The 17,473-nt window shown below is 65.9% G+C and carries 17 protein-coding genes and 1 pseudogene; 4 read left to right on the top strand and 14 right to left on the bottom strand.

The features are described 5' to 3' along the window. Positions 1-142: 142 nt before the first annotated feature. From ACZ899_RS01830 to ACZ899_RS01860, 7 genes and pseudogenes are all read right to left on the bottom strand, one after another. A complete protein-coding gene (locus ACZ899_RS01830; protein WP_203651928.1) occupies positions 143-508 on the bottom strand; it encodes a Na+/H+ antiporter subunit G in 366 nt (121 codons plus the stop codon). Continuing rightward, positions 505-783, bottom strand: a complete 279-nt coding sequence (locus ACZ899_RS01835) for a K+/H+ antiporter subunit F (protein WP_011534656.1) — start codon at positions 781-783, stop codon at positions 505-507. Before ACZ899_RS01835 ends, ACZ899_RS01830 begins: the two co-directional genes overlap by 4 nt. Then, the gene (locus ACZ899_RS01840; protein ID WP_062573415.1) at positions 780-1,268 is read right to left on the bottom strand and encodes a Na+/H+ antiporter subunit E; all 489 of its coding nucleotides are present in this window, start codon (positions 1,266-1,268) and stop codon (positions 780-782) included. The genes ACZ899_RS01835 and ACZ899_RS01840 overlap by 4 nt, the downstream gene beginning before the upstream one ends. Next, positions 1,265-2,951, bottom strand: a pseudogene (locus ACZ899_RS01845) (monovalent cation/H+ antiporter subunit D). Before ACZ899_RS01845 ends, ACZ899_RS01840 begins: the two are co-directional and overlap by 4 nt. Beyond that, positions 2,948-3,292, bottom strand: coding sequence for a Na+/H+ antiporter subunit C (locus ACZ899_RS01850; RefSeq protein WP_028690551.1), 345 nt, complete (start codon positions 3,290-3,292; stop codon positions 2,948-2,950). The pseudogene ACZ899_RS01845 and the gene ACZ899_RS01850 overlap by 4 nt, the downstream one beginning before the upstream one ends. Next, on the bottom strand, positions 3,292-6,198 hold the full coding sequence (locus ACZ899_RS01855; protein ID WP_203651931.1) for a monovalent cation/H+ antiporter subunit A: 2,907 nt from the start codon (positions 6,196-6,198) through the stop codon (positions 3,292-3,294). Before ACZ899_RS01855 ends, ACZ899_RS01850 begins: the two co-directional genes overlap by 1 nt. Positions 6,199-6,497: 299 nt before the next feature. Next, a complete protein-coding gene (locus tag ACZ899_RS01860) occupies positions 6,498-7,442 on the bottom strand; it encodes a DMT family transporter (RefSeq protein ID WP_203651932.1) in 945 nt (314 codons plus the stop codon). 84 nt (positions 7,443-7,526) lie between these two features. Between ACZ899_RS01860 and ACZ899_RS01865 the strand changes: the two genes are divergently transcribed. Continuing rightward, a complete protein-coding gene (locus ACZ899_RS01865; RefSeq protein WP_203651933.1) occupies positions 7,527-8,090 on the top strand; it encodes a helix-turn-helix domain-containing protein in 564 nt (187 codons plus the stop codon). A 4-nt stretch (positions 8,091-8,094) separates the two neighbouring features. Here ACZ899_RS01865 and ACZ899_RS01870 read toward each other — a convergent pair whose 3' ends face one another. Continuing rightward, positions 8,095-8,643 carry a cysteine hydrolase family protein gene (locus ACZ899_RS01870; RefSeq protein ID WP_234560488.1) on the bottom strand — a complete coding sequence of 183 codons (549 nt, stop codon included), beginning with the start codon at positions 8,641-8,643 and terminating at the stop codon, positions 8,095-8,097. An 82-nt stretch (positions 8,644-8,725) separates the two neighbouring features. Between ACZ899_RS01870 and ACZ899_RS01875 the strand changes: the two genes are divergently transcribed. Further along, entirely contained in the window at positions 8,726-9,703 is a 978-nt protein-coding gene (locus ACZ899_RS01875; protein WP_234560487.1) for a GlxA family transcriptional regulator, read from the top strand. Here the strand turns inward: ACZ899_RS01875 and soxR are convergent. Continuing rightward, positions 9,670-10,158 carry a redox-sensitive transcriptional activator SoxR gene (gene soxR / locus ACZ899_RS01880; protein ID WP_234560486.1) on the bottom strand — a complete coding sequence of 163 codons (489 nt, stop codon included), beginning with the start codon at positions 10,156-10,158 and terminating at the stop codon, positions 9,670-9,672. The two genes, ACZ899_RS01875 and soxR, sit on opposite strands and share 34 nt — an antisense overlap. 88 nt (positions 10,159-10,246) lie before the next feature. On the opposite strand from soxR, the gene ACZ899_RS01885 reads away from it, so the two are divergent. After that, positions 10,247-10,627 (top strand): antibiotic biosynthesis monooxygenase, encoded by a 381-nt coding sequence (locus ACZ899_RS01885; protein WP_203651937.1) that lies wholly within the window; start codon positions 10,247-10,249, stop codon positions 10,625-10,627. Here the strand turns inward: ACZ899_RS01885 and ACZ899_RS01890 are convergent. Both ACZ899_RS01890 and ACZ899_RS01895 read right to left on the bottom strand, forming a co-directional pair. Next, positions 10,606-11,376, bottom strand: coding sequence for an alpha/beta hydrolase family protein (locus tag ACZ899_RS01890; RefSeq protein WP_203651938.1), 771 nt, complete (start codon positions 11,374-11,376; stop codon positions 10,606-10,608). The two genes, ACZ899_RS01885 and ACZ899_RS01890, sit on opposite strands and share 22 nt — an antisense overlap. Further along, complete coding sequence (locus ACZ899_RS01895; protein WP_234560485.1) at positions 11,360-12,472, bottom strand: DUF3182 family protein; 1,113 nt, start codon at positions 12,470-12,472, stop codon at positions 11,360-11,362. Before ACZ899_RS01895 ends, ACZ899_RS01890 begins: the two co-directional genes overlap by 17 nt. Before the next feature lie 195 nt (positions 12,473-12,667). On the opposite strand from ACZ899_RS01895, the gene ACZ899_RS01900 reads away from it, so the two are divergent. After that, positions 12,668-14,470 carry an aminopeptidase P family protein gene (locus ACZ899_RS01900; protein WP_234560484.1) on the top strand — a complete coding sequence of 601 codons (1,803 nt, stop codon included), beginning with the start codon at positions 12,668-12,670 and terminating at the stop codon, positions 14,468-14,470. Positions 14,471-14,518: 48 nt separating this feature from the next. On the opposite strand, the gene ACZ899_RS01905 is transcribed toward ACZ899_RS01900, so the two are convergent. From ACZ899_RS01905 to ACZ899_RS01915, 3 genes are all read right to left on the bottom strand, one after another. Continuing rightward, a complete protein-coding gene (locus ACZ899_RS01905; protein WP_186714886.1) occupies positions 14,519-14,800 on the bottom strand; it encodes a hypothetical protein in 282 nt (93 codons plus the stop codon). Positions 14,801-14,985: 185 nt separating this feature from the next. Next, positions 14,986-15,873 carry a threonine/homoserine exporter RhtA gene (gene rhtA, locus ACZ899_RS01910; protein ID WP_203651943.1) on the bottom strand — a complete coding sequence of 296 codons (888 nt, stop codon included), beginning with the start codon at positions 15,871-15,873 and terminating at the stop codon, positions 14,986-14,988. A 528-nt stretch (positions 15,874-16,401) separates the two neighbouring features. After that, on the bottom strand, positions 16,402-17,427 hold the full coding sequence (locus ACZ899_RS01915) for an IS110 family RNA-guided transposase (RefSeq protein WP_485627223.1): 1,026 nt from the start codon (positions 17,425-17,427) through the stop codon (positions 16,402-16,404). Positions 17,428-17,473 lie beyond the last annotated feature (46 nt).

Genomic DNA, 17,473 nt, shown 5'->3' on the forward strand with positions numbered 1-17,473 from the left:
AGGCGTCGGACCGGTCGGAAAGGGCTGCGAAGCAGCCCCGGGGTATCGGCGTTGAGGCAGAAATTGCTGGGGCCGCTTTGCGGCCCTTTCCGACCGGTCCGACGCCTCGGCAAGGCCGCTCCTACAAGGGAGCATGCACGCTTCAGTTCCCGCGATCACGCCCGCTGCTGACTTCCTCCGGTACGTCCTCGCCCGAGGTGCGCTTGCGAAACAGCGCGGCCCTGGCCAGCAGCAGGGTGGTCACCGGCACGGTGATCGACAGCAGGATCGGAATCAGCCAGGCATGCAGCACCGGGCTCTGCTTGAGCACCGAGAAGTACAGGATCGAGGCCAGCGCCACGCACCAGGCGCCGATGGTCGAGGCCAGCGCGGGCGGGTGCATGCGCTGGAAGTATTCCTTCAGGCGCACCAGGCCGATGGCGCCGATCAGGGCGAACAGACTGCCGATGAGCAGCAGGGCTGCCGTGATCAGCTCAAGCCAGAACGGCAATACCACGCTTTCGTTCATTCGATCACCTCGCCACGCAGGAGGAACTTGGCCAGGGCAAAGGAGCCGACGAAGCCGAACAGGGCGATCAACAGGGCGCCTTCGAAGTAGGTATCGCTGGCGTAGCGGATGCCCAGCACCAGCATCATCAGCATGCCGAGGATGTACAGGTAGTCCAGGGCCAGTACCCGGTCCTGGGCGGACGGGCCGCGGAACAGGCGGATCAGCGTCAGGCCCATGGCCAGGGCGAAGATGAACAGGCTGGCGAGGACGGCATTGGCAAGCAGGCCGCTCATTCGAAGATCTCCATCAGCGGGCGTTCATAGGTGTGTTTGAAGTGCTCGATGAATGCTGGTTCGTCGTCCAGGTCGAACACGTGCAGCAGCAGTACGCTGCGGTCCAGGGCCAGCTCCGACCAGATGGTGCCCGGCACCACGGTGGTGATCATCGACAGGGCCGCCAGGCCGTGGGCGTCGCGCAGGTCCAGCGGGATATGCACGAACGCCGAGCGCGGTGGCGTGCTGCCGGCGCGCAGGACACCACGGGCGACCTGCAGGTTGGAATGGATCACGTCGAGGCCGACCCGGCCAATCAGCTTGGCGATCACCCAGGGCCGGCGCACGTGGGCATGCTGCGGGCGCAGCGGCGCCATCAGGATCGGCGCGAGGATACCCAGCAGGGCGCCCAGCAGCAGGTTGCCGGGGCTGACCGACAGATTGAGCAGCAGCCACAGCACGAACAGCGCAACGGACAGCAATGGCGCGGGGAGCAGTCGGTTCATGGCTGCACCTCCAGGCCGGCGGTGGTCGGGCCAGGTACTGGCCGCGTCGACATCACGGCATTGATGTAGGCTTCCGGCGTGCGCAGGCTGGCGGCGGTGTCCTGGGTGTAGCGCAGCAGCGGCTCGGCCTTGAGGCTGAGGAAGATGCACAGGCCCAGGAGGATGACGATGGGCACGCATTCATAGCGACGCAACACCGGGGAGGGGCGCTCCTCGGGCTTCCAGAAGCGCTGGATGCCGACACGGCCGAAGGCGATCAGCGAGGCCATGCCGGACAGCACCAGCAGGGTGACCAAGGTCCAGCCCGCGGCGCCCAGCGGTTGCTCCGGGGCAACCCCCAGCCCCTGCGGGTTGAACAGCGCACTGATCAGGTTGAGCTTGCCGATGAAGCCCGACAGCGGCGGCATGCCGATGATCAGCAGGGCGCAGGCGATGAAGCTCAGGCCCAGGAAGGCCATGGTCCAGGGAATGATCTGGCCGATCACCACCTGCTGCTCGTCGTCCAGGTTGATGCCCTTGGGCGGATGCAGCGACTCCAGCGGCGAAGGCATCGCATCCTCTTCCTCGTCCAGTGGCGCCTCGTTGGCCGAGCGCGAACGCTCCACCAGCTCGGCCAGCAGGAACAGCGCGCACAGGGCCAGCGTGGAGCTTGCCAGGTAGAACAGCGCGGCGCCGGTCAGGATCGACTGGCCGAAGCCGACGGCGGCGGCGGCCAGCAGTGTACCGGCGGACATCAGGATGCTCAGGGCCGCCAGGCGCTCCAGGCGCTGGGCGGCGAGGATCGACATGGCCGCCACGGCCAGGGTCGCCAGGCCGCCGTACACCAGCCAGTCGCCGCCGAAGAACGCCGAGGCGCCGGCCTGGCCGGAGAACAGCAGCGTCCACATGCGCAGGATGGCGTACAGCCCGACCTTGGTCATGATTGCGAACAGCGCGGCCACCGGCGCGCTGGCCGATGAATAGGCCGGCACCAGCCAGAAGTTCAACGGCCACATCCCGGCCTTGGCCAGGAAGGCGATGGCCAGGATCGCCGCGCCGGCATGCAGCAGGCCGCGGTCGGCTTCCGGAACCAGCGGTACTTTCAGCGCCAGGTCGGCCATGTTCAGGGTGCCGGTCACGCCATAGAGCATGGCCGCGCCGACCAGGAACAGCGACGAGGCGAACAGGTTGATGGCGATGTAGTGCAGCCCGGCCTTGACCCGCGCCCCGCCCCGAGCCATGCAGCAGCAGGCCGTAGGAGGCCGCCAGCAGCACCTCGAAGAACACGAACAGGTTGAACAGGTCGGCGGTGAGGAACGCACCGTACAGGCCCATCAGCTGGATCTGGAACAGCGCGTGGAAGCTGGCACCGGCGCCATCCCAGCGCGCCCGGGCGAACAGCAGGGCGCTCAAGCCGACGATACCGGTCAGGGTCAGCAGCAGCGCCGACAGGTGATCGACCACCAGGGCGATGCCGAACGGCGCCGGCCAGTTGCCCGGCAGGTAGACGCCGATGGACTCGGCCTGGCCCTGGGTGCGCACCCACATCAGCAGGGTGACGGCGATGCCCAGGCCGAGGGCGGTGGACAGCAGGTTCAGGCGCGCCTTCAGCCAGCGGTGCTTCTCGCCGATCAACAGCATCAACGATGCGGTAATCAACGGCAGCAGGATCGGCGCGATGATCAGTTGGTTCATCCCGCTCATTCCTCACGCTCCCGGCCATCGACGTGGTCGGTCCCGGTCAGGCCGCGGGAGGCCAGCAGCACCACCAGGAACAGCGCGGTCATGGCGAAGCTGATGACGATCGCGGTGAGCACCAGCGCCTGGGGCAGCGGGTCGGTGTAGTGCAGCAGGTCGTGGGGCACGCCGTCCTTGATGATCGGCTCCTTGCCGATGAACAGGCTGCCCATGCTGAAGATGAACAGGTTGACCCCGTAGGACAGCAGGCACAGGCCCATGATCACCTGGTAGGTCCGCGGGCGCAGGACCAGCCAGACCCCGGAGGCGGCCAGGACACCGATGGCGACTGCAATGACTTCTTCCATCAGGCGGCTCCTGCTTGGCTGGACTTGGCGGGGCGGTAGGCACGCACCGACTGGTGGGCCAGGGCGGTGAGGATCAGCAGGGTCGAGCCGACCACCACGGTGTACACGCCGATGTCGAAGAACAGCGCGCTGGCCACGTGCACGTCACCCAGCAGTGGCAGGTGCAGGTGGGCGGTGTGAGTGGTCAGGAACGGGTAGCCCAGCAGCATCGCCCCGGCACCGGTGAGGGTGGCGCAGAGCAGGCCGGTGCCCATCCAGCGCAGCGGACGCAGGCTCATCTGCGCCTCCACCCACTGGGTGCCGGCGACCATGTACTGCAGGATGAACGCCACCGACATCACCAGGCCGGCGACGAAACCGCCGCCCGGCTGGTTGTGGCCGCGCATGAACAGGTACATCGACACCAGCAGGGCGATTGGCAGCAGCAGGCGCACCAGGGCGGCCGGCACCATCATGAAGCCGAGCGCGGTGTCGGTGGCCTGGCGCGGGTTGACCAGGTCGGTGACCACGTCCGGCGCCAGCTGACGCTGCTGGGCCGGCAACTGCATGCTCTCCTTCGGCGGGCGGAAGCGGCGCAGCAGGGCGAACACGGTCAGCGCCACGGCCACCAGCACGGTGACCTCGCCGAGGGTGTCGAAGCCGCGGAAGTCCACCAGCATCACGTTGACCACATTGCTGCCGCCGCCCTGGGGCAGGGCGCGGCTGAGGTAGAACGACGAGATGTCGTTGGGTGTCGGGCGGGTCAGCATGGCGTAGGACAGCAGCGCCATGCCGCCGCCGACCAGCACCGCCAGCACCAGGTCGCGCAGGCGTCGCAGGCGTGCGCGGTCCTGGCTGCCGGGCAGCGGCGACACGCCTTCGATACGCCGTGGCAGCCAGCGCAGGCCGAGCAGGATCAGCACGGTGGTGACCACCTCGACCGCCAGCTGGGTCAGCGCCAGGTCCGGCGCGGAGAACCAGACGAAGGTGATGCAGGTCATAAGGCCGCAGACACCGACCATGATCAAGGCCGCCAGTCGATGGTACTTGGCCTGGTAGGCGGCGCCGATGGCGCAGGCGATGGCGATCAGCCAGAGGGCGACGAACACCCCGGAGCCCGGGATCTTCGGCCGGTCGCCCCAGCTCAGGCCGCTGTACAGCAGCGGCACCAAGCCGGCGACGAAGGCCGCCAGCACCAGCATGAACAGTTGCGTCTGCAGGCGCTTGGTGGTCAGCAGGCGCTCGGCATGCCGGGCCAGCAGCATCAGGCGCACCAGGCCGTGCTCGAACAGGCGCTTGCCGTTGAAGCGCTCGATTAGCGGCGGGTAGGGGAAACGGCCGCGCTGCAGCTGCTTGCGCAACAGCAGGTAGAGGACAATGCCGCCGGTCATGGCGATCAGGCTCATCATCAGTGGCGCGTTCCAGCCGTGCCAGATGGCCAGGCTGTATTCCGGCAGGACGCCGCCCACCACCGGTGTGGCGGCAGCGGCCAGCAGCGGACCGACCGATTGCGCCGGGAAGATGCCCACCACCAGGCAGGTGAGCACCAGCAGCTCGACCGGCGCGCGCATCCAGCGCGGCGGCTCGTGGGGCGTGTGCGGCAGGTCCTGGGCCGGTGGGCCGAAGAACACGTCGACGGTGAAGCGCAGCGCGTAGGCCACGCTGAAGGTCCCGGCGAGGGTGGCGATCACCGGCAGGGCCGCTTCGACCCAGGCCGTGGAGGTGATGAATACGGTCTCGGCGAAGAACATCTCCTTGGACAGGAAACCGTTCATCAACGGCACGCCGGCCATCGAGGCGCTGGCGACCATCGCCAGGGTCGCGGTGAACGGCACCAGGCGGAACAGGCCGCTCAGGCGGCGGATGTCACGGGTGCCGCTCTCGTGGTCGATGATCCCCGCCGCCATGAACAGCGAGGCCTTGAAGGTGGCGTGGTTGAGGATGTGGAACACCGCGGCGACCGCCGCCAGCGGGCTGTTCAGGCCCAGCAGCAGGGTGATCAGGCCCAGGTGGCTGATGGTCGAATAGGCCAGCAGGCCCTTGAGGTCGTTCTGGAACATCGCGGCGAAGGCGCCGAGCAGCAGGGTGGCGGCGCCGGCGCCGCCGACGATCCAGAACCATTCCTCGCTGCCCGACAGCGCCGGCCACAGGCGGGCCAGCAGGAACACCCCGGCCTTGACCATGGTCGCCGAGTGCAGGTAAGCCGAGACGGGGGTTGGGGCCGCCATGGCATGGGGCAGCCAGAACTGGAAGGGGAATTGCGCGCTCTTGCTCAGGGCGCCGATCAGGATAAGGGGCAGCAGCACCGGGTACAGCGCATGCTGGCGGATGGTGTCGCCGGCAGCCAGGACCTTGTCCAGGTCATAGCTGCCGACCACATGGCCGAGCAGCAGGGCCCCGACCAGCAGGCACAAGCCGCCGGCCCCCGTGACCATCAACGCCATGTAGGCGCCGCGGCGGGCGTCGGCGCGGTGGTGCCAGTAGCCGATCAGCAGGAAGGAGAACAGGCTGGTCAGCTCCCAGAAGAACACCAGCTGGATCAGGTTGCCGGAGATCACCAGGCCGAGCATGGCACCCATGAACGCCAGGAAGAAGGCGAAGAAGCGCGGCACCGGGTCCTGGGGCGACATGTAGTAGCGGGCGTACAGCGACACCAGGGTACCGATGCCCAGCACCAGCAGGCTGAACAGCCAGGCGAAGCCGTCCATGCGCAGGACCAGGTTCAGGCCCAGGCTCGGTAACCAGAGGAACTCTTCGCGGATCACCCCGCCATCGGCAATCTGGGGGTACAGCAACGCCACCTGGACGGTGCCGACCAGGGCCACGAGCCCGGCAAGAATGGACTCGGCGTTGCGTGCGTTGTGCGGCAGTACAGCCGCCAGGCAACTGCCCAGGAAGGGCAGAAGCAATAGCACAATCAATGACATAGCGTTCTGTTCTGAGAAGTTTGCCAAGGATCATACGTGCCGGACGGTTGATCACCAACACGCAAGGGTTTGCAGGATCCTACAAATGTGCTGTGACAAGCTGTTTTTTTATAACAGTTTCTTTCAGAGCATAGCGGCTGATCGTGTGCCCGTGGGGTTGTGCGTTCCCTGTGTAGGAGCGGCCTTGTGCCGCGAAAGGGCCGCATGGCGGCCCCGGGGATTCAGTGTTCAATCGCCGGGGCTGCTTTGCAGCCCTTTTCGCGGCGCAAGGCCGCTCCTACACAGGGTGGTTGCCTTGCCTACAATCCCGCCTCGCGCTCGCGCGCCTCATCATCCTGCAAGGCGCTGGCCTCATCCTGGCGTCGGATCTTCAGCTCGCTCACCACCACTGCCAGCACGATCAGCAGCCCGCCGATCAGCGCCACGCCCGGCAGGCGCTCGCCGGCGATGCGCCCGACGATACCGGCCCACACCGGCTCGCCAGCGTAGATCAGGGTAGCGCGGGTCGGCGAAACCGACTGCTGCGCCCAGTTCATCGCCACCTGGATCACCGCGCTCATGGCCCCCAGGCCCACCGCGCTTGCCAGCAGCAGCCAGGAAAAACCGGGCAGTTGCTCCTGGGTCGGCACGATCATCAGGAACGACAGCGCCGAGGCGGTGGCCAGTTGCACCACGGTGACCCGGCGCACATCGACCTTGCCGGCGTAGCGGCTGATCAGGATGATTTCGCCGGCAATCGCCACGGCGCTGACCAGGGTCACCAGTTCGCCTTCGCTGAAGTGCAGCGCGCCGCCCTCGGGGCCGGCCAGCAGCATCAGGCCGACGAAGGCCAGGCCGATGCCCAGGCTCGGCATCAGGCCCGGGCGCCGGCCCAGCACCAGCCATTGCAGCAGCGGCACGAAGGGCACGTAGAGCGCGGTGATGAACGCCGACTGGCTGCTGCTGATGGTCTGCAGGCCCATGGTCTGCAAGCCGTAGCCAAGCATGATCGACACGCCGATGAGCACGCCGGCCTTGAGCTCGGTGAAGGTCAGCCCCGACAGCGAACGGGCCGACACCAGGCCGACGAACAGCGCGGCGGCGGCAAAGCGCAGTCCGACGAAGAACATCGGCCCGCTGACGGTCATGACGTTGTGCACGATCAGGAAGGTGCCGCCCCAGAGCATGGTGATGAACACCAGCACCAGTTCGGCCTTGCTCAGGCGCAAGCTGACGGTGGGTTTGCGGGTGGGGGCCTGGCTCATGGTCTTGCGCACTCGGAAGGGGCGGCGCACAATTCGCCGCAAAGTGGGCAGTATACTGCGCATCCCCTACCAGTGAGCAATATAGTGCACAAAGATTCCGAGCACCGCGCATCGGTGCTGCAGCATGTCAGCCAGAACGTTCGTCGCCTGCGTGGCGACGCCGGCCTGAGCCAGGCCGTCCTGGCCGAGCGTTCCGGGGTCAGCCGGCGGATGCTGGTGGCCATCGAGGCCGGTGAGAAGAATGTCAGCCTCACCACCCTGGACCTGATCGCCGAAGCGCTGGGGGTGGCGTTCAGCACCCTGATCCAGGCGCCGGACCGGCGCGATCCCAGCCGCATCGAAGAACTGGCCTGGGCCGGTGTGCACCCTGCCAGCCGCGCCGTGCTGCTCGGTAGCAGCCCGGCGCGCCGCGAGGTCGAGTTGTGGGAGTGGACCCTGGCCCCCGGCGAGTGCTATGCCAGTGAAGCCGACGCCGCCGGCTGGAGCGAGCAGATCTATGTGACCGACGGCCGCCTGACCCTGATCATAGAAGAAGGAGAGCGGCAACTGGGCAAGGGCGAGTTCTTCGTCTTCCCCAGCAACTGTCGCTACGCCTACCGCAACGATGGCCAGGAGCCGGTGCGTTTCGTGCGCAACGTGGTGATCTGAGCCCTCAACCGGCCAGCAGCTCGTCGGTACTGGCGACCCTGGCATAGGCGAACACCAGCGCGGCCATTGCCGAGGCGTGCACATCGGCCGCCGCCACCGACTTGCCGCCGAACTTCAACGCCAATGTTGCGCAGGCATCGTGGGCCACGCTGACTTCATAGCCGAAGTCGGCGGCGGCGCGGGTCGCGGCATCGATGCACATGTGGCTCATGCTGCCGGCGATAGTCAGTGCCTTGATGTCGTGCTGGTCGAGCAGCGCCTTCAGCTGGGTGTCGCGGAAGCTGTTGACCTTGTGCTTGAGCACCACCGTCTCGCCGGCCGCCGGCGCGACCTTGGGATGGATCTGCGCGCCGACCGACCCTGGCACGAAGAAGGGCGCGTCGGCACTTTCGAACTCATGGCGCACATGCACCACCAGGTCGCTCCGCTCGCGGGCTGCCGCCAGCAACCGGGCGGCGTTGTCGGCCGCCGCCTCGGCGCCGTCCAGGGTCCATTTGCCACCGGGGAAGTAGTCGTTCTGGATATCGATGATGATCAGGGCGCGCTTGCTCATGGTGCCTCCTGCGGCAGTAGTGATGAACTGCCGATAGTTATAGGCTTGGGCGACCTGATCGAGGATAGGCGCGAGCGACACAATGACGGCAAAAACTGACAGCCTGGAAATCGGCGTGCTGATCTATCCCGGCGCGCAGAGCGCGGCGGTGCACGGCCTGACCGACCTGTTCGCGGTGGCCAACCGGGTCGCCGCGCAGCTGGGCGCCCATGATCTGCCAGTACTGCGAGTGACCCATTGGCAGCTCGATGGAGCGGGTCAGTTGCAGGTGGTGCATGACAGCCAGCCGGCGAACGGCCATGCGCTGCGGGCGCTGATGATTCCGCCGAGCCTGGCGGCGACCCCTTCGGCCGAGGTGTTGCAGGCCCATCGCGCCGCGCTCTGCCAGGTGCACGGCCAGGGCACCGTGCTGGCCTCGGTGTGCATCGGTGTGTTCCTGGTGGCCGGCAGCGGCCTGCTGGATGGTCGGGCGGCCTGCACCCACTGGAACTATGCCCAGGCCCTTACCGAACGCTTTCCCAGGGTGCGGGTACAGGGCAGCCAGCCGCTGCTCGACGACGGCGACATCGTCACCTCCGCCGGGCTGATGGCCTGGACCGACCTCGGCCTGCACCTGATCGAGCGCTTCCTCGGCCACACCCTGGCCCGCGAGACGGCCCGCTATCTTGCGGTCGAGCCCTCGCCGGCGCCGTTGCCCGGCGCTCTGTTCCATCCGCGCCTGGACCATGGCGACGAGGCGGTACTGAAGGTGCAGCACTGGTTGCAGGCCGAGGACGCCCGGGATGCCAGCCTGGCCGACATGGCCGCTTGCGCGGGCCTCGAGCCGCGCACCTTCCTGCGTCGCTTTCGCGCCGCCACCGGCCTGCGTCCCACCGAATACGCGCAGCAGGTGCGGGTCGGCCGGGCCTGCCGCTTGCTGGAGTTCACCCGGCGCAGCGTCGACCAGATCGCCTGGGGCGTCGGCTACCAGGACCCCAGCGCCTTTCGCAAGGTCTTCCAGCGCCTGACCGGGATGACCCCCAGCGACTACCGGCGGCGCTTCGCGGTCATCAGCGGCTGAGTCTCAGTGGTGGCCGGATGCGGTCCCGGCCCTTCATCGGCGAGGCGGTCGTGATGGTTGCGCAGCGGGCATTCCTTCAACGACATGCAGCCACAGCCGATGCAGCCGTCGAGCTGATCGCGCAGCATCACCAGCTCGTCGATGCGCCGGCTCAGGTCGTCGCGCCAGCGCGCCGAGAGGCGCTGCCAGTCGTCGGCGGTAGGGGTGTGATCGCAGGGCAGGGCCTCCAGGGCGCTGGCGATGTCGGCCAGGGCGATGCCCAGGCGCTGGGCCATCTTGATCACCGCCACCCGGCGCAGCATGGCCCGTGGATAGCGGCGCTGGTTGCCGGCGTTGCGAGTGCTGTGGATCAGTCCCTTGGTCTCGTAGAAGTGCAGGGCGGTCACGGCCACGCCGCTGCGCGCGGCCAGCTGGCCGACGCTGAGCAGGCGCTCCTGGGCGGAAGGGGGCTTCATCGACAATAAAATCCTTGACCTTGAGTTAGCTGGAGGTTTTACCCTCCACGACCATCTGCTGCAAGAGCCCGAAACGAGGAGATGCGTCATGGCGGCCAACACCCATTCCCTGTGGTTCACCCAGATGATCGAGTACGACGTGCCACCGTTGCGCCAGGACGCCCTGGCCGAGGCCCTGGTGGTGCGCAGCGAGCACCTCGCGCAACGCTGCGATGGTCTGCTGAGCGTCAGCATCCAGGTCAGCGACGACGGTCGTCGAGTGCTCCAGCACCTGCGCTGGCAATCGCGCCAGGCCTGGGTCGCCGCCGCCGGCTGCTTCATCGAGGAGCCGTTCCTCGACCTGCTGGGCGAGCACCAGGCCCGCGGGGTGAACTTCGCCGCGTACCAGACGCTGCGCAGCCTGGTGCGTGGCGCCGATGGCGGCCTGCATTGTCAGCTGGGTAGCACTCAGGCATACCAGGGCGCGTAGTGCGGGTAGCGGTCCAGGCGCGCGCCGATGACCATCTCGCTGATCCACGCCGTGAGTATGGCGCTGTAGGCTTTCTGGCTTTCCTCGCTGGACAGCGCGTGGTCGGCGCCGTCGACCAGGCGGTGGGTCATCGAGTGGGCGCCGACGAAGGCCGAGCGGTAGCTCATCAGCGTGCTGTGCGGCACATAGTCGTCCTGTTCGGATTCCACCAGCAGCACGTCGCCGGCGAATTCGGCGCAGGCGGCCAAGGCGCGGTTGTCGGCCGGCCCGAGGTCACGCAGGCGGTAGGCGTTGAGCCGCTGGCGGTCGAGGGCCTGCTTGGGCGCCTCCCATTCGTCGTCCCAATAGAGGGCCGGTACCCTCAACGCCAGCCATTTGACTGGCCGGTGACGGGTGAGCAGGGTCGCCAGGTAGCCGCCATAGCTGCTGCCGATCACGGCGATGGCGCCGGGATCGACCGACGGGTGGCTAGCCAACCGGTCGTAGGCGGCCAGCAGGTCGGCCAGGTTCTGCTCGCGGGTGACGGTCAGGCGCTGGCTCTCGGTCTTTTCATGTCCGCGCAGGTCGAAGGTCATGCACACGCAGCCGAGCCCGGTGATCTGCCGGGCACGGGCCAGGTCGCGTTGCTGGCTGCCGCCCCAGCCATGGACGAAGAGGATCCCCGGCATGCGGCTGCCCGGGCTGACCAGGGTGCCGACGATGCTGTCACCCTCGACGTGCAGTTCCACGGTTTCACTCTCGATGGTCATGGTCGCGTATCCGTGCATATTTGCTGAGTTGTCCAAGTTCACTGTCATGGCCCTGGTAGAACAGGGTGGCGTCGGCGGGCAGTTGCGCGTCGCCGAATACCTCGTGAGTCGAGGCGCGTAGCCGTTGCAGCGCCGGATCGGCGGCGAAGGCCTGCAGCGCAAGGACCTCGGCGGGGCTGGCGCCGCCCAGGCGCCAGGACTGTTCAAGCACGCCGCTGCGCAGGTGGCCATGGTGGTCCTGGCCGCGGGCGATGTCGTAGTTGCGGCGCGAGGCGATGAAGCCCGGGAAGTAGCGCTCGGCTGCCTCCTCGTAGGTCATGGCCTGGTTGATGGCCAGGCGCAGGTGGTCCTCGAGCGGCAACTGCAGCAGCTGTTGGTAGTCACCGCGCACGATCACCAGGTCGGAGCCGCCATACACCTCGGTGCCCGCATGATCGCGGGTGAGGTGCTGGGTGCCGTGATAGCTCAGGGTCAGCCCGGCCACGCGTACCTGGCCGACGCTGAAGGTTTCGACCGCGTCGAGGTCTTCCTCCAGCACCAGGCCCCATAGGCCCAGTTGCTGTTCATCCATCGCCGCCAGCAGCGGTTCCAGGGCCTGGCTATCGATGATCACCTGCTGGCCCCGACCGGCGCAGGCCTGTACCGGCTTGATGCGCACCGGCCCTTCGCGCAGCAGCAGTTCGGCAGCCCGGCGGGCATCGGCCTTGGAGAACACGGTATAGCCACGCAGCAGGGCGTCACTGGCATGCTGGGCGAAGGCGTCGGTCCAGCCGGGCGGGAAGCTGGCGTCGGCCGGCAGCGGGTGGGAGATGGCCTTGGTGGCCATGTGCGGATGGCTGACCATGCCACCGAACAGGTCCTGTTCGTCGTGAATGCCCAGCGCTGCGTGACGCTCCTGATCGACCAGGGTCTGGGTCGGTACATAGTAGTAGCCGGTCGCACCGGATTGCGTGGGCGAAGGCTCGACCCGCTCGACACCCAGCAGACGCGCCAGGTGATCGGCGATCTTCAGGTGGACTGCGCGTTCATGCTCGGGTGTGTGCTCGCGGGTGTCGAGCAGCACGACGGCGCTTTTCGGTTCGCGTGAGTGGGGCATGCTCGGCCTCGCGTACGCACGGTATGTAAGGGTTGTGAAGGCCCGCAGCCGGTTTAGTTCAGGAGGATGGATCGACGGTCGGCAGGGCAGTTGGGGCAATGCATGCCTTGTTACGGTCGTGGTGATTGCGGGCGTCAGCCGGCTGTTCCATTATCAACGCCCTGGACCCGTCGACACCTATCCGCAGGAGTGCGCATGAACAGTCAGTCCCCCCTTCACGAATCCGTCCCGGCGCGCCTTGCCCGCGTGCGCGAGGCCATGACCCGGGAGGGCGTGGATGCCCTGCTGGTGCCTTCGGCCGACCCGCACCTGTCCGAGTACCTGCCGGGCTATTGGCAAGGTCGGCAGTGGCTGTCCGGGTTCCTTGGTTCGGTGGGGACGCTGGTGGTGACGGCGGACTTTGCCGGGCTGTGGGCTGACAGTCGTTACTGGGAACAGGCGGACAAGGAACTGGCCGGCAGCGGCATCGAGTTGATGAAACTGCGCCCCGGGGAGCCCGGGGCGCTGGAGTGGCTGGGTGCGCAAGTGTCCGGCACCGTCGCGGTGGACGGCGCGGTCATGGCCCTGGCCTCGGCGCGGCAACTGGGCGAGCGCTTGCAGGCGCGTGGTGCGACGTTGCGCACCGATCTCGACCTACTGGAGCGGGTCTGGGCCGACCGTCCCTCGCTGCCGGGCAATCCGGTGTACCAGCACCTGCCACCCCATGCCACGGTCAACCGTGCGCAAAAGCTCGCCGAGTTGCGCAGCACACTGCGGGAGAAGGGCGCCGACTGGCATTTCATCGCCACCCTCGACGACATCGCCTGGCTGTTCAACCTGCGGGGTAGCGATGTCTCCTACAACCCCGTGTTCGTTTCCTTCGCCCTGGTCAGCCAGGACAAGGCGTTCCTGTTTGTCGGGCGTGACAAGGTCGATAGCCACCTGCGCCAGGTACTGGCGGCCGATGGTATCGAGGTTCGCGACTACGTTGGGGTCAATGACGCGCTGGCCGCGATTCCGGCTGCGGCGAGTCTGCTGGTAGATCCGGCGCGGGTCACCCGTGGCCTGCTGGACAACCTGCACGAGCAGGTGCGGCTGGTCGAGAGCATCAACCCGACTACCCTGAGCAAGTCGCGCAAGGGGGAGGGGGACCTCGTCCATATTCGCCAGGCCATGGAGCAGGATGGCGCGGCGCTGTGCGAGTTCTTCGCCTGGTTCGAGGCGAACCAGGGGCAGGAGCGGATCACCGAGCTGACCATCGACGAGCAGCTGAGCGCGGCCCGGGCCCGTCGTCCTGGTTATGTGTCGTTGAGCTTTTCGACCATTGCCGCGTACAACGCTAATGGCGCGATGCCACATTACCGAGCTACGGACGAGTCCCATGCCGTGATCGAGGGTAATGGCCTATTGTTGATCGACTCCGGGGGACAGTACCTGGGGGGCACTACGGACATTACCCGTATGGTGCCGATCGGTGAGCCTAGCCAGGCACAGAAGGCCGACTGCTCGCGGGTGCTCAAGGGCATGATCGCGTTGTCGCGCGCGCGATTCCCGCGAGGCATTCTTTCGCCGTTGCTGGATGCCATCGCGCGAGCGCCGATCTGGGCGGATCAGGTCGATTACGGTCATGGCACCGGTCATGGTGTCGGCTACTTCATGAATGTGCACGAAGGCCCGCAAGTGATTGCCTACCAAGCTGCGCCGGCGCCGCAGACAGCGATGCAGCCGGGCATGATCAGTTCGATCGAGCCGGGGACCTACCGGTCGGGCGAATGGGGCGTGCGCATCGAGAACCTGGTGGTCAACCGCCAGGCGGGTAGCAGCGAGTTCGGTGAGTTCCTTGAGTTCGAAACGCTGACCCTGTGCCCGATCGATACGCGCTGCCTGCTCGTCGAGAAGCTCGGTAGCGAGGACATTGCCTGGTTGAATCGCTATCACCAGACGGTGCGCGAACGGCTGGCCCCGTTGCTGGCTGGGGACGCGTTGGCATGGTTGGAGCAGCGTACTGCGCCGATCTGAAACAGGCGGGCCTGAAAGCGAAAGGGCAGCCCTTGGCTGCCCTTTTCGTTATTTGCAGATCACGATCATGCTGCGGCTGGTGTAACCGGCGGGGTTGATACCGAATACATAGTCGCCAGGCTCTTCGTCGGTGTCGCCGGAGCGGGCGATGACCTTGTAGCCCTTGCTGCTGCAGGCGCTGGCGGCTTTGCTATAACACTTGTCCCACGACGAGGAGAGCCCCGAGCAGTTGATGTGCAGGCCCTTCTTCCCCCGTTTCACCTCGGTGTTGGCTGTCGCGGCGCATCCCGCGATGGCCAGGATGCCCAGAATGAGCAAAATACGTTTCATTCCTGTCCTTATCGGCCCGACTGCTTTAACGGACCTGTCGTTTGCGCTTTGCCTCTTCCCTGATGATCCCCGGCGTCCATGTGCCGCCCAGTAGATAGCGTCAAGATGATGATTGGGTGACAGCTTAATCAGCCAGGCCGGGTGGTACAAGGTTGCAGGTCAGCTAAATGCAAATATTTCTCAAATCAGTCGGCGGCAACGGGCGGTGCTGTGTCCCGTTTCATGGAAAGTGTCGCCCCCACCGACGCGGTGATGATGGCAAGAATCGCCAGCCATTGCCAAAGGGTGAGTTTCTCACCCAGGAAGAGTAGGCCGGACAACGCGCCAAAGGCCGGTTCGATGCTCATCAGCGTGCCGAAGGTACGGGCGGGCATGCGGGTCAGGGCGACCATTTCCAGGCTGTAGGGGAGGGCTGTCGACAGAATGGCCACGCCCAGGGCCACTGGCAGGAGCGCGGGTGTCAGCAGGGCACTGCCGGCGTGGACGATACCGATGGGGGCGACGAACAGCGCGGCGATCACAACGCCCAGGGCTGCGGTCTGGATGCCGTTCTCGGCACCGGCTTTCTGTCCATAGAGGATGTACAGCGCCCAGCACACGCCTGCCCCCAGGGCATAGGCGGCACCGACCGGGTCCAGCCCGCCACCGGTCTGGCCGACAGGAATCAGCAGCAGCAGGCCGGCGACCGCCAGGGCGATCCACAGGAAGTCCAGCGCCCGTCGCGAGGCCCATAGCGCCACGGCCAGTGGGCCAGTGAACTCGAGGGCGACGGCGATACCCAGTGGCACACTGCGCAAAGACATATAGAAGAGGAAGTTCATGCCGCCCAGGGCCATGCCGTAGATGATCACACTGCGCAGGGTGCTGGCGTCCAGGCGTGCGCGCCAGGGGCGTAGTAGCAGAAGCATGATGACGCTGGCGAAGATAAGGCGCAGGGCAGTGGTGCCCTGGGCGCCGACGATGGGGAACATGCTCTTGGCCAGTGATGCCCCGGACTGGATGGAGGCCATGGCGATCAGCAGCAGACCGATGGGGAACAGCGTGGCGGTCAGGCTGCGGTTTGGGGTGTTCATGGGGGTTTCCGATTATTGTGCGCGCAAGGGGTGCGCAATATAGTGCGCAGTGGTAGGCGGGTTGGCAAGGATGGGATGGGGGTTGTTGGGTTGGGTGGGGGCTGGTTTATAGATGGTGTGATGGCCGCCAGGTGCCTGTCTTGGGATTGTGTTGTGTGTGTGAGGTGTTCGCCTTGGGATTGCGGGGTGTCTCGGAAGTGTTCGCCGTGGGCCTTGCAGCGCCTATGAGATCGAGCGCCGCCCGCGCGGCGCATCGCGACGCAAGGCCGCTCCTACATCTATGGTTACCCCCATTTCTGCAATACTGTACTGAGATGTGCGTGAGTTTGGTTTGCGTCAATCTATACGGCGTCGTGTGGGAGGTTGGTCCCGCGCCTCGATGAAAATCGCGCCCGACGAGCCTAGATATTTGTTCGGCTTCTGAAGCCGAGTAGGAGCTCAGGTTGATCGCCAGGCCGGTATACCGTTCACGTCATCTGTGTGCAGCATCGCAAAACCAGGTGGGTTGTTACTCGTGTGTCTGCAGGGTCAAGCGTTCATGGCGCTTGACCCTGCATCAAATTCGCTGTGGTGTGCCGTGATGGCCCAGGCGATTCGGGCCAGTTTGTTGGCGATAGCGCACACCACCAGGTTGGGGTGGTGAACACGTAGCAAGCCACGTACCCAGTCCGCCAGCTTGCCGGTTTTGCGCTCCAGCCCAATCAGATAGACCCTCGCGCACTGGATCAGCAGTCGTCGCTGATTGCCGTCGCCCCGCTTGCTGATTCGCCCCAGGCAAGGTTTGCCGCCTGTCGTGTGCTGCCTGGGAACCAGGCCTATGGAGGCTGAATAATTTCGCCCACAGCGGAACTGCTTACCATCACCCAATTCCGCAGCCAGGGCGGTAGCGGTGATCGGGCCAATACAAGGTATCGACATCAAACGGGAAGCAAGATCATCGCTAACGGCCTGGCTATGCACTTCCTTGTCCAGAGCCTTGATCCGATCATCGAGATAGCGGAAGTGGGCATGTAGGTCCAGCAACAGCTTCTTGATCAACGGTGAGAAGGTACTGTCGTCCAGCAGAATGGGGAGCTCCCGGACCGCCTTGAAGGTGGGTGCCAAACTGACCCCCACCTCGAGCAAATAAGCGTGGATGCGGTTCATGGTGGCAGTACGGTCTCTGATGAAGCTGTCGCGCAGTGAATTGAGCATCGCCAGCGCCTGCTGGGCCTCGGTTTTGGGAGGCACGAAGCGCATCTGATCGCGGGTTGCCGCCTCACCGATAGCGGCAGCATCGGTAAAGTCATTCTTGTTGCTTTTCACGTAGGGGCGAACGAACTGTGCGGGAATAAGTTTGGGCGTATGACCCTGTCTCGTCACCTCTCGCGCCATGAAATGAGAGCCACCACAGGCCTCCATCGCCACCGTACAGGGCGCAAGATTGGCAAGGTGGCGGATGAGTGACTCACGGTTGAACCTGCGGTGATAGAGCTCATGACCCCGATCATCCTGAGCGTGTACATGGAAGCTCAACTTTCCCAGGTCGATGGCGATGATGGCGACAGTGTTCATGGCGTTGCACTCCGATAGGCACCCTGTGAAAGCTTAGAGGGCTGAC

The organism is Pseudomonas sp. TE31087 (assembly GCF_057284075.1).

Coding starts and splice junctions, on each gene's coding strand:
- ACZ899_RS01840 (WP_062573415.1), bottom strand. CDS start 1,268: ATGAACCGACTGCTCCCCGCGCCATTGCTGTCCGTTGCGCTGTTCGTG.
- ACZ899_RS01870 (WP_234560488.1), bottom strand. CDS start 8,643: ATGAGCAAGCGCGCCCTGATCATCATCGATATCCAGAACGACTACTTC.
- ACZ899_RS01895 (WP_234560485.1), bottom strand. CDS start 12,472: ATGCCCCACTCACGCGAACCGAAAAGCGCCGTCGTGCTGCTCGACACC.
- ACZ899_RS01885 (WP_203651937.1), top strand. CDS start 10,247: ATGGCGGCCAACACCCATTCCCTGTGGTTCACCCAGATGATCGAGTAC.
- ACZ899_RS01830 (WP_203651928.1), bottom strand. CDS start 508: ATGAACGAAAGCGTGGTATTGCCGTTCTGGCTTGAGCTGATCACGGCA.
- ACZ899_RS01900 (WP_234560484.1), top strand. CDS start 12,668: ATGAACAGTCAGTCCCCCCTTCACGAATCCGTCCCGGCGCGCCTTGCC.
- ACZ899_RS01835 (WP_011534656.1), bottom strand. CDS start 783: ATGAGCGGCCTGCTTGCCAATGCCGTCCTCGCCAGCCTGTTCATCTTC.
- ACZ899_RS01875 (WP_234560487.1), top strand. CDS start 8,726: ATGACGGCAAAAACTGACAGCCTGGAAATCGGCGTGCTGATCTATCCC.
- ACZ899_RS01890 (WP_203651938.1), bottom strand. CDS start 11,376: ATGACCATCGAGAGTGAAACCGTGGAACTGCACGTCGAGGGTGACAGC.
- ACZ899_RS01850 (WP_028690551.1), bottom strand. CDS start 3,292: ATGGAAGAAGTCATTGCAGTCGCCATCGGTGTCCTGGCCGCCTCCGGG.
- ACZ899_RS01915 (WP_485627223.1), bottom strand. CDS start 17,427: ATGAACACTGTCGCCATCATCGCCATCGACCTGGGAAAGTTGAGCTTC.
- soxR (WP_234560486.1), bottom strand. CDS start 10,158: ATGAAGCCCCCTTCCGCCCAGGAGCGCCTGCTCAGCGTCGGCCAGCTG.
- ACZ899_RS01905 (WP_186714886.1), bottom strand. CDS start 14,800: ATGAAACGTATTTTGCTCATTCTGGGCATCCTGGCCATCGCGGGATGC.
- rhtA (WP_203651943.1), bottom strand. CDS start 15,873: ATGAACACCCCAAACCGCAGCCTGACCGCCACGCTGTTCCCCATCGGT.
- ACZ899_RS01860 (WP_203651932.1), bottom strand. CDS start 7,442: ATGAGCCAGGCCCCCACCCGCAAACCCACCGTCAGCTTGCGCCTGAGC.
- ACZ899_RS01855 (WP_203651931.1), bottom strand. CDS start 6,198: ATGTCATTGATTGTGCTATTGCTTCTGCCCTTCCTGGGCAGTTGCCTG.